This is a genomic window from Streptomyces viridifaciens (assembly GCF_001888885.2).
GTDB lineage: Bacteria > Actinomycetota > Actinomycetes > Streptomycetales > Streptomycetaceae > Kitasatospora > Kitasatospora aureofaciens.
Map to the genome: position 1 here is coordinate 682,413 of NZ_CP090840.1, position 10,807 is coordinate 693,219.

Here is a 10,807-nt window from a genome sequence, read left to right on the forward strand (position 1 = left end):
CCGATTGCACGGAATGAAATCGATAGCAGTCAAGCAAACCAGAGCGGGGTTTGGCAAGGTACAGTCCGAGTTGTGGAAGCGACGATCGAAGATCTCAAGGCCCTCGGACATCCCCTCCGCTGGCGCATCCTGAGGCTGTGCCTGGACCGCGCCCTCACCAACAAGGAGCTTTCGGTCGAACTCGACCTCGCTCCCGCGACCACGCTGCGCCACGTCCGCGCCCTGGTGAAGACGGACTTCCTGGTCGCCGAACCGGTCAGCACCGGGGAGCACGGCGCGCTGCAGCGGCCCTACCGAGCGACCGCGCGCACCCGGGGTCTGATCATCACGCCCGACGACTCCGGCCTGGCCCAGCAGGTCGACCTGGCCGTGCTCGGCGCCCATCGCACCGAACTGATAGCTGCGGGCAAGGACTCCGGCCGCGGGGCCAACCGGGGCGTGCTGCGGTTGCGGCCCGAGTCCGTGGAGTCACTGCGTCGCCGGATCCAGGACCTGATCGCCGAGTACCCCGACGAACCCGACGGCGAACCGCTGAGCTACCTGTGGTCTCTCGCGGCCCGGCCCCAGCCCGACCCCGACTCCCGGGAGAGCGCCGAAGACCCGATTGACCAATAGGCACGAGCGATGCTTGACTCATTCACCATTCGAGTGACGCGTCTGGGGTCGCCGTGGCGGCCGGCAGGACGATTGCACCAGTTGCTTGTCGGAAACCTGTACGTCAATGACCGGCCTGGGCAACGTCGCCGGCACTGATCATTCGGCACGGCGCAGGCTTGGCGGGACGACACCACGTGCCCGCAGCACCGAATCCGGGGAAACCCGAAGCACCGAATCCGGAAAAAGGGTATCGAATGAAGATTGTCATCGCCGGCGGCCACGGCAAGATCGCCCTGCGGTTAACCCGGCTCCTCGCCAACCGTGGCGAATCCGTCGTGGGCATCGTGCGCAACCCCCGCCACGTCGACGACGTCAGGGCCGCGGGCGGAGAGGCCGTCGTGCTCGATCTCGAGCGCGCGACGGTGGACGAGGTGGCCGCGACCATGGTCGGCGCGGACGCCGTCGTCTTCTCCGCCGGCTCGGGCAACAGCGCCACCTCCGCGCGCCGGGACAAGGTGGACCGGGGCGCCGTCGTGCTCGTCATGGACGCGGCGCAACAGGCCGGTGTGCGACGGTTCCTGCACGTCAGCTCCATCAACGTGGGCTGCGCCGACGACCGCGGCATCGGTGAGGGGTACGCCATCTACCTGCGGGCCAAGCGCGCCGCGGAACAGCACATCTTCGCCAGGACCGAGCTCGACTGGACGGTGCTGCGGCCCGGCGTGCTCACCGACGGTAACGGCGAGGGCACCGTCGAACTCACCCTCGGCAACAGGGTCGGGCCCAAGCACGCCAGATTCGACCAGGTCGCCCGGCAGGACGTCGCCGCCGTGCTCGTGGCGCTCATCGACCGGCCCGAAACCGCCCGCCGCATCTACGTCGTGGTCGGCGGCGGGACTCCCATCGAAAAGGCCATCGACATCTAGGACCCGTCCCGTGGATGACGGCCGTGCGCTCCGGGAATCAGTGGGGATTCCCGGCCGCACCGCGGGGAATCCGCGAATTCCGGTCGTTATTTCCGGCGTCCCGGGTCGGCTGCGGAACTCGGGAGACCGATCCGGGACGCCGCCACGGATGATGACGTCACACGGCTCCGCCTGAACAATCGGGCCGGCGCGGCGTCGTTCACGCACGCACGGTCCGATTCCGGACGGTGGGCTCGGCACGAAGGATCTCTTTTTTTCGACACAGGGGGGTTACTTTGTTGTGCAGTCATGTGCAAAGACAAGACCGGCGGCGCGAGCCGGCGTCGTGATCGCCGGCGGGAGCACCGTCGGCACGGCTCTGGCGAGCACATCGGCCGGACGCCGATTACCTTCCGTGGTGGCCGCCGACCCACCGCCCCACCAGCCCTCAGGCGCCGCCCCGACAGCGCGGTGCACCCACTGGGCGGTGACCGCGGCGACCATCCCGCGCTGGGCGGCGGAGGATGTTCGGTCCGCGCACCGGAGGCTGGACGACGCCGGCAATACGGCGGCCGGGACACCCTGGGCCGGCTTGCTGCTGCTGGACGGCCCCACCCACGCGGCAACGGCCTCGAGCGGGAAGGGGTTGCGCGGCTGGCAGGTGCCCGACGGCGCGATCCGGTCGGCGGTGACCACCGTGGTCGTCGCGGCCAGCCCGGCCGGCCGGTTCGACCAGGCTTCGGCGGCGCCCGACCGGCGCGGCCCGGGCCAGCCCTGGTTCGCCGAGATCGGCTACGCGCACTGCTTCGCGCTGCTGATGGCCGGCCAGGTGCGCCACGCCTGCCGGATAGCCGAGAACGGGTACCGGGACGAGGTGGCCGCCGGGAACACCGCGGTGGCCGGCGGCTGGCTGGCACTGCGCGGCCAGGTCGCCAACGTGGCCACCGCCATCGCCGACGCTGAGGCCGCTTCGCTCCTGTTCGACGGCGGCAACTCGTGCCTCATGGTGGCGCCGCGGCTGGCCGAACTCGCCGTGTTCGGCGATCAGGCCGGCAACCAGCAGACTCGGCGGCTCGCCGACCAGGAACCCGAGAACCGCCTGTTCGTCCCGTGGTTGACCCTGAGCCAGGCATGGACCACGGCGGCCGGCGGGGACACCACGCTCGCCGCCCGGCAGGCACTCGCCGCGGCCGACATGGCCATGGCCCTGGGCCAGTACGCGGTCGAAGCCACGGCGAGCTACGACGTGGCCCGTCTCGGCAACCCCAACGCCGTACGGCACCGCCTGGCCGCGCTCGCCGACCTGGTACCGGGACCGGTCGTGCCGACCATGGCCGGCGCCGCGGCCGCGTTGGCCCGCTCCGATCCCGGCGCCCTGGACGTCGCCACGGCGAAGTTCACCGAACTCGGGATGGACCTGCTCGCCGCGGAGACCGCCACCGCCGCGGCCGCCGTACGGCACACCCGCGTCTCCCCCAGCACCATCGCGTGTCCCAACGCGACGACCCCGCTGCTGCAGCTCACCGCCCCGCTGGTCGAGCTCACCAGCCGCGAGCGGGACGTGGCGCTGCTGGCCGCCAACGGACTCACCAGCCCCGCCATCGGACACCGGCTGGGGCTGTCCGCCCGCACCGTCGACAACTACCTCGGCCGCGTCTACCAGAAGCTCGGGGTGACCGGCCGGCGCGATCTGGCGCCGCTGGTCGTCGGCGGCCGTCCACACCCACCCATCCAAGCCGAAGGGAAACAGCGATGACCTCCATGAGCGACCTCGACAAGATCTCGGCCAACCGAGAAGGCTTCAACCTGCGAGCACGGGCGCATATGCAGTCCTCGTACTACGACGTGGAGAGGTTCAAGCAGGGGCACAACATGCTGCGCCGGCTGGAGCGGGAGGAGCTCGGCGACGTCAGCGGCAAGTCCCTGCTCGAACTCCAGTGCCACATCGGCGTCAACTCCCTCTCGCTCGCCCGCATGGGCGCGAAGGTGACCGGCACCGACATCGCGGACGACGCGATCGACATCGCCCGCGGCCTCGCCACCGAGCTCGACCTCGACGCGAACTTCGTCCAGGCGAACCTCTACGACCTGCCGAAGGTGCTCGACGGCCAGTTCGACATGGTCTTCACCGGGTACGGCACCCTCTCCTTCCTGCCCGACATCGCCGGCTGGGCCAAGATCGCGGCGCAGTACGTCAAGCCGGGCGGCACCCTCACCATCGTCGAGATACACCCGATCCTCACCCTCTTCGGCGACGTCGACGGGGAGCTGCGGGTGGCCCGCTCGCTGTTCCAGTCCCGGGACGTGCACCACGAGATGTCCGCGACCTACGCCGACCGGATCGAGGACGAGGTCGAGGTCGAGACGCACTCCATCTACGGCTGGCGCTGGACCATCGAGGAGGTGCTGAACTCGCTCATAGACGCCGGCCTGACCATCGAGCGCGTCCGCGAGGTCCCCTACGACGCGCGCCAGCGCCTGCCCCTGATGGTGCCGGACGGCGACCACAACTGGCGGATCCAGGGCGACCCGATCCCGCTGTCCTTCGCCTGCGTCGCGAGGAAGTGAGCCCGGCATGGCAGATCAGATCGAGGCGACACCGGAGATCCGCGAGTACGTCCGCGCCGTCTCCCTGCGGGAGGACCCGATCCTGACCGAACTCCGCGAGGAGACCGCGGGGCTGCCGGCCGGAACGGCCATGCAGCTGATGGCCGAGGAGGGCCAGCTGCTGGCGCTCCTGGTCGGCCTGTGCGGTGCCACGTCGGTGCTGGAGGTCGGCACCTTCACCGGCTACAGCACCCTGTGCATGGCGCGGGCGCTGCCGGCGGGCGGCACGGTCGTCACCCTCGACGTCAACGAGCGGTGGCCGGCGATCGGCGCCGGCTACTGGAAGCGCGCAGGGGTCGCCGACCGCATCGACGCCCGCATCGGTGACGCCACGAAGACCCTCGCCGCCCTCGCCGACGAGCGCGGCGGCGAGAGCTTCGACCTCGTGTTCATCGACGCGGACAAGGCCAACTACGGGACGTACTACGAGGCCGCGCTCGACCTCACGCGGGTGGGAGGGCTGATCGTCATCGACAACACGCTCTTCTTCGGCCGCGTGGTCGACCCGGACAGCCAGGACCCGGACACCACCGCGGTCCGGGCGCTCAACGCCTCGCTGCGCGACGATCCGCGCGTGGAGGTCTCGATGCTCACGATGGCCGACGGAATCACCCTCGCCCGCAAGAAGTAACCCCCCGGGCCGCAGCCGGTCGGACGGCGGTGGGACGCGATGCGTCCCACCGCCGTCCGACGCTGCGTTCGCGCGGGCTCCCACGGCGCCCGCCGTCGACGAGGGCGCGGCCGACCGCCGACCACGCGCAGGTCCGCACCCGGGGCACGGGAAAACGCCCGCCGCCCCCGCGAACGAACGGGGGCGGCGAGCGTTCCGGCTCGGTGTGCTAGCGGGCCGTGGCCAGTCGGACCGCGTCCAGACGCAGCGTGCCGGGCGCCGGCCTGGGCTCCGGGATGATGTGCAGTCGTTGCGTCTGCCCGCCCTCGGGTAGCGGCAGTTCGGCAAGACAGGCGCAGTGTTCGTCGGTGAACCCGGCGAACCGGTAGGCGACTTCCATCACCCGGTTGCGTGCCGTCGGCCGGAAGTCCGCGACCAGATGGGCGCCGGCCGCCGCCGCCTCGCCGATCAGCCAGTTCAGCACCGTGGCGCCGGCACCGAACGAGACGACCCGGCACGAGGTGGCCAGGAGCTTCAGGTGCCACACGGCCCCACCGGTCTCCACCAGCGCGACACCGACCGCGCCGTGCGAGCCGAAGCGGTCGCTCATCGTCACCGCGAGGACCTCGTGGCGTGCGTCGTCCAGGAGCGCGCGCAGGTCGGCGTCGGAGTAGTGGACACCGGTCGCGTTCATCTGGCTCGTCCGCAGCGTCAGTTCCTCCATCCGGGAGAGGTCGCCGGCCGTGGCCCGGCCGATCTCCATCACGAGGTCCAACGAACGCAAGAACTCCTCCGACGGCCCGTCGAACGACTCCTGCTCGGCCTGGCGCCGCACGTTCGCCTGGTACATCTGGCGGCGGCGACGCGAGTCGACCGTCACCGTCGCCGGGGTGAACTCGGGCAGCGTCAGCAGCTGCGTCGCCGACTCGGCCGGGTAGCAGCGCACCTGCGGCAGGTGGAACTCCACCTCCGCGCGTTCCGCCGGCTGGTCGTCGACGAAGGCGATCGTGCCGTGGGCGAACTTCAGCTCGTCGGCGATCTCGCGGACCGACGCCGACTTCGGGCCCCACCCGATCCTGGCCGCCACGAAGTACTCGGCGACGCCGAGTTCCTCCAGTCGCTGCCAGGCTGGGCCGTGGTCGTTCTTGCTGGCGACGGCCTGGAGGATGCCGCGGGAGTCGAGACCCACGACGGTCTCGTAGACGTGGTCGTCGATGACCACGTCGTCGCCCTCGAGCAGGGTGCCCTTCCACAGCGTGTTGTCCAGGTCCCAGACGACGCATTTGACGGTGGTGATCGGTTCGCTCGGTGGCAACGGTCCGCTCATTGCGCCTCCTCCTGCCGGGCTGTGCCGTGACCGGTCGCCAGGGCGTGTCTGGCGAGTTCGAGCTGACAGATCTCGCTGCTGCCCTCGATGATCTCCATCAACTTCGCGTCCCGGTAGGCGCGGGCGACCACGTGGCCGTCCGACGCACCGGCCGAGGCCATGATCTGCAGGGCCGAAGCGGCCCCGCGCACGGCCTCGGTCGCGCCGACGTGCTTGGCGAGGACGGTGGCGATCACCTGGTCCGGCGAACCCGACTCCCAGCACTCACTGGCCTGCTGGCACACCGCGGTGGCGGTGCGCTCCGCGGCGTAGAGTTCGGCGATCCTGCGGGCGACCAGCTGGTGCTCCGCGATCGGCTTGCCGAACTGCCGCCGTGAGCGGGCGTGTTCGGTCACCGCGCCGAGACAGCCACGCAGGATGCCGACGCAGCCCCACGCCACCGACATCCGGCCGTAGGCCAGGGCCGTCGTCACCAGGAACGGCAGTGACAGCCCGGTGCCGCCGAGGACGTTCGCGGCCGGCAGGCGTACGCCCTCCAGCTGGACCCGGGCGTGCCCGGCCGCGCGACAGCCCATCGGGTGGGGGACCTTCTCGATCCGGACCCCCTGGGCGTCGGTCGGCACGACGACCGCCGCCGCGGTGTCGCCCGCCTTGCCGATGACCACGATCAGGTCGGCGTAGGCCGCGGCGGTGATCCACGTCTTGCTGCCGTCCACGATCACCGTGTCACCGTCGAGGCGCAGCTGGGTGGTCATCGCGCCGAGGTCGCTGCCGGCGTCGGGCTCGCTGAAGGCGACGGCCGCGAGCCGGCCGCCGGTGAGCTGCGGCAGGAACGCCGCCCGCTGCTCGCGGGTGCCGAGGCGTTGTACCGTCCACGCCGCCATGCCCTGCGAGGTCATCACGCTGCGCAGCGAACTGCACAGGCTCCCGACGTGAGCGGTGAGTTTCCCGCTCTCCTGGCTGCCCAGGCCGAGTCCGCCGTGTTCCTTCCGTACTTCGGCGCAGAGCACGCCGGCCGCACCGAGTCCGCTCAGGACGGTTCGCGGGATCTCGCCGGCGATGTCCCATCCGCCGGCGTTCTCCTTGACGAGACGCCAGGTGGCCTCGTGCTCCGCGAAGTGCCCGTCAGACATCGCTGTCTGCGGCAGACTCTGCCTGGAGTCGGCCGACGAGCGCGGCCATGCTCTTGATCGTGCGGAAGTTGGACAGTTGCAGGTCCGGTCCGGCGACCGTCACGCGGTAGGCCTGCTCCAGGAAGACGACCAGCTGCATGGCGAACATGGAGTTGGCGATGCCGGTGGTGAAGAGGTCCTGGTCCACGTCGGGGGTGGTCCGGGTCTGCTCGGCCACGAACCTGGTGATCTCGTCGACGACGGCGTCCGTGTCGAAGGGCGCCTTTTCGGTCTGCTGCTCCGGGGTCATGACTGTGCCTCACTGTAGTTGTAGAAGCCACGGCCGCTCTTTCGGCCGAGTTCGCCTCGCCGGACCTTTTCGAGAAGGAGTTCACTGGGGCGGCACCGCTCGTCCCCGGTCCGCGCGTACAGCGCCTCCAGGGCGTCGACGAGGTTGTCGATGCCGATCAGGTCCGCGGTGCGCAGCGGACCCGTCGGGTGGCCGAGGCAGCCCTGCATCAGGGTGTCCACGTCCTCGACGGTGGCGGTGCCGGCACGCACCACCTGGGCGGCGTCGTTGATCATCGGGTGCAGGAGCCGGCTCGTCACGAAGCCGGGCGCGTCGTGGACCACCACCGCGCGCCGGCCGATCCGGGTCAGCAGCGAGAGCACCGACTCGACGGTCCGGTCGGCGGTCTGCGGGCCGCGGATCACCTCGACCATGGAGATGAGGTACGCGGGGTTCATGAAGTGCGTTCCGATGAGGTCGTCCGGGTTCTTCACCCATGCGGCCATTTCGTCGATGGGTATGCCGGAGGTGTTGGAGATCAGGGGGGTTGCGGGGCGGACCAGTGCCGATACGGCGGAGAGCACTTGCGCCTTCTGATCGGGCAGTTCGGTGACCGCCTCGATGACCACGTCCGCGGCGGCGACGTCGCTCAGCGAGAGGGTCGTGCGCAGTTCGCCGGGTGTGCGCCCGGGTGGCAGTGCGCCCGTGAGCTGTGCGTGCCGCAGGCCGTTGGCGATCGCCGTGGTGGCGCGCTCGAGCACGCCTTGGTCGACGTCCACCAGTACGACGGGCAGGCCGGCTCCGACGACGAGCGTCGAGATCCCGGTGCCCATGACGCCGGCTCCTACGATGGCTATGAGCTGCTCGTCCATGACTCCTCCTCCAGACCCAGTGGTTCGTAACTGCCGGAGTCGGGCCCGATCCAGTACCGGCTCCGCTGGAACGGGTAGCCCGGCAGGGAGACCCGCCGCGGTCGCGAGGTGCCGCGCAGGGCTTCCCAGTCGATGTGCACGGTGGACTGCCACAGCGTGCCGACGGCGTGGAGCAGAGCGGCGTGGTCGGACCGGTTCCCGTCCGCGGGTGGCAGTGACGCCACCGCCGCCGGTTGCTTCGCCGTGTGCTGCCGCGCGGCGGTGTCGGTCAGCGTGCTGCCCGGTCCCATTTCGAGCAGGATCCGGCCGGGTTCGCCGGCCAGTTCCCGTAGGCCGTCGGCGGTCCGGGAGGGCTGGCGCAGGTGGCGGGCCCAGTGGGCGGGGTCCACGGCCTCCTGGGGGCTGGTCCAGGTTCCGGTCGCTGCGCTGATGTAGGGCACCTGCGGGGGCTTGAGTGCGTGGCGCGCCATCTTGGCGGCGAACTCGGAGGCGTGGGCGTCGAGCAAGGTGCCCGCCCCGGCGCGGGAGCGCAGCTCGGCGGCGGTGATCGTGACGTCGATGGCGTCCGCCAGGTCGATCACGCCGGCCAGGCAGGCTGCCACGTACTCGCCGTCCCCTTCGCCGATCATCGCGGCGGGGCTCACGCCCCAGGACTGCCAGAGCTGTGCGAGGGACCACTGCAGGATGAAGGCCGCGGCTGCCGTGCCGCGCGGGTCGTCGTGGCGCTGCTGCGGGCCCTCCCAGGTGGAGGGCAGGAGCAGGGCGCGCGGGTCGTGGCCGAGCAGGGGCCGCGCCAGTTCGGCGCAGCGGTCGACTTCCTGGGCGAAGGCCGGTTCGCTGCGGTGGATCCGTGCGGCGGCGTCCGGCCGGTGGGAGGCGCTGCCCGGGAACATGAAGACCACCTGGCGGGCGTCCGGGTTCGCGGTGGTGTCCTCGGTGCCGGGGTGTGCCAGGGCCCGGAGGGCGGTGATCGCCTCGGTGCGGTCGCGGCACACCAGGTGCCGGCGGTGCGGGAACGCGCGCCGGCCGACTTGCAGCGTGTAGGCGACGTCGGCGAGGTCGAGGTCGTCCTGCTCCAGGCGGTCGGCGAGGTTGTTCGCCGCGTCCGTGAGGGCCTTGGCGGTGCGCGCGGACAGGACGAGCAGCTGGTGGTCCCGTGCGGGCGGCTCGGCGGCTCGCGGTGCCGGTGCTTCCTGGAGCACCACGTGGGCGTTGGTGCCGCCGACGGCGAAGGCGCTGACGCCGGCCCGTCGCGGTGTCGTGCCGCGCGGCCAGGGGCGGGCGGTGGTCGGGACGTAGAACGGTGTGCGCTCCAGCAGCAGGGCCGGGTTGGGTGCGTCGTAGTTGATGCTCGGCGGGATCTCTTGGTGTTCGAGCGCCAGTACGGCCCTGGCGAAGCCGGCGGCTCCTGCGGCGGCGTCGAGGTGACCGATGTTGGCCTTCGCCGAACCGATCGCGCAGTAGCCGCGCTCCTTGGTGTTGAAGGCCTTGGTGAGTCCGGCCAGCTCGATCGGGTCGCCGAGGGGGGTGCCGGTGCCGTGGGCCTCGATGTAGCCGATGCTCTCCGACGGCACGCCGGCGACTGCGTGCGCCGTGGCGATCACCTCGGCCTGTGCCTGTCCGTTGGGTGCGTTGAACCCGAACTTCGCCGAGCCGTCGTTGTTGAGCGCGCTGCCGAGGATCAGTGCGCGGATGTGGTCGTTGTCCGCGAGCGCGTCGCTGAGCCTGCGCAGGGCCACGACGGTGACGCCGTATCCGGGGACGGTCCCGCTGGAGGAGGCGTCGAAGGGCCGGCAGTGGCCGTCACGGGCGAAGATGCCGCCGGCGACCACCGGGTAACCGCCGATCAGCGGGACGGGCAGCGCCACTCCTCCCGCCAGCGCCATGTCGCACTCGTGCCCCAGCAGTGCCTGGCAGGCGAGGTGGATGGCGACGAGCGAGGTGGAGCACGCCGACTGGACGGTCATCGCGGGGCCGCGCAGGTCGCACAGGTAGGCGGCCCTGGTCGCGAGGAAGTCCTTGTCGTTGTACGGGCGTGCGGAGAAGGCCGCCAGCGATCCGCGGAACTTCGCGTTGGCGAGGAGGTTCAGCGGCAGGTACTTGTTGGCGAACTGGCCGGCGTAGACGCCCACGGCGCCGTCGAAGTGCGAGGGGTCGTGTCCGGTGTCCTCCAGGGCGTGCCAGACGGTCTCGGCGAAGATCCGCTGCTGCGGGTCGCTGATCTCGGCCTGTTCGCGGCTGTAGCCGAAGAACTCCGCGTCGAAGTGGTCGGCGTCCTCGATGACCGCGGCGGCGGGCACGTAGTCGGGGTGGGCCACCATGTCGGCCGGCCATCCGGCGTCGGCCAGCTGCTGGGGGGTGAACCGGGTGACCGACTCGACGCCGTCGCGCTGGTTGCGCCAGAACGCCTCGATGGTGGCGGCTCCCGGCAGTCGTCCGGCGAGTCCGACGACCGCGATCGGCTCCATTCCGTCTTCCATCTCGGTAC

The 10,807-nt window shown here is 71.0% G+C and carries 10 protein-coding genes; 5 read left to right on the forward strand and 5 right to left on the reverse strand.

Annotated elements, in window-relative coordinates; genetic code table 11:
- Positions 1-72 precede the first annotated feature (72 nt).
- The 5 genes from BOQ63_RS03105 (at position 73) to BOQ63_RS03125 (ending at position 4,740) form a co-directional block, all read left to right on the forward strand.
- The gene (locus BOQ63_RS03105; protein WP_043481043.1) at positions 73-615 is read left to right on the forward strand and encodes an ArsR/SmtB family transcription factor; all 543 of its coding nucleotides are present in this window, start codon (positions 73-75) and stop codon (positions 613-615) included.
- Between the two features lie 236 nt (positions 616-851).
- Complete coding sequence (locus tag BOQ63_RS03110; protein ID WP_030555151.1) at positions 852-1,523, forward strand: SDR family oxidoreductase; 672 nt, start codon at positions 852-854, stop codon at positions 1,521-1,523.
- A 466-nt stretch (positions 1,524-1,989) separates the two neighbouring features.
- Positions 1,990-3,258 (forward strand): helix-turn-helix domain-containing protein, encoded by a 1,269-nt coding sequence (locus BOQ63_RS03115; protein WP_030555153.1) that lies wholly within the window; start codon positions 1,990-1,992, stop codon positions 3,256-3,258.
- Positions 3,255-4,070 (forward strand): class I SAM-dependent methyltransferase, encoded by an 816-nt coding sequence (locus BOQ63_RS03120; RefSeq protein ID WP_050366205.1) that lies wholly within the window; start codon positions 3,255-3,257, stop codon positions 4,068-4,070. The genes BOQ63_RS03115 and BOQ63_RS03120 overlap by 4 nt, the downstream gene beginning before the upstream one ends.
- Positions 4,071-4,077: 7 nt before the next feature.
- Positions 4,078-4,740, forward strand: a complete 663-nt coding sequence (locus tag BOQ63_RS03125) for an O-methyltransferase (protein ID WP_072653333.1) — start codon at positions 4,078-4,080, stop codon at positions 4,738-4,740.
- A 208-nt stretch (positions 4,741-4,948) separates the two neighbouring features.
- On the opposite strand, the gene BOQ63_RS03130 is transcribed toward BOQ63_RS03125, so the two are convergent.
- From BOQ63_RS03130 to BOQ63_RS03150, 5 genes are read right to left on the reverse strand one after another with little or no spacing between them, the layout of a single operon-like run.
- The gene (locus BOQ63_RS03130) at positions 4,949-6,046 is read right to left on the reverse strand and encodes an HAD-IIIC family phosphatase (protein ID WP_030555159.1); all 1,098 of its coding nucleotides are present in this window, start codon (positions 6,044-6,046) and stop codon (positions 4,949-4,951) included.
- A complete protein-coding gene (locus BOQ63_RS03135) occupies positions 6,043-7,179 on the reverse strand; it encodes an acyl-CoA dehydrogenase family protein (RefSeq protein WP_072653334.1) in 1,137 nt (378 codons plus the stop codon). The genes BOQ63_RS03130 and BOQ63_RS03135 overlap by 4 nt, the downstream gene beginning before the upstream one ends.
- The gene (locus BOQ63_RS03140; protein ID WP_030555163.1) at positions 7,172-7,468 is read right to left on the reverse strand and encodes an acyl carrier protein; all 297 of its coding nucleotides are present in this window, start codon (positions 7,466-7,468) and stop codon (positions 7,172-7,174) included. The genes BOQ63_RS03135 and BOQ63_RS03140 overlap by 8 nt, the downstream gene beginning before the upstream one ends.
- Complete coding sequence (locus BOQ63_RS03145) at positions 7,465-8,319, reverse strand: 3-hydroxyacyl-CoA dehydrogenase family protein (RefSeq protein ID WP_030555165.1); 855 nt, start codon at positions 8,317-8,319, stop codon at positions 7,465-7,467. The genes BOQ63_RS03140 and BOQ63_RS03145 overlap by 4 nt, the downstream gene beginning before the upstream one ends.
- A complete protein-coding gene (locus tag BOQ63_RS03150; protein ID WP_072653335.1) occupies positions 8,301-10,787 on the reverse strand; it encodes a type I polyketide synthase in 2,487 nt (828 codons plus the stop codon). The genes BOQ63_RS03145 and BOQ63_RS03150 overlap by 19 nt, the downstream gene beginning before the upstream one ends.
- Positions 10,788-10,807: the final 20 nt, after the last annotated feature.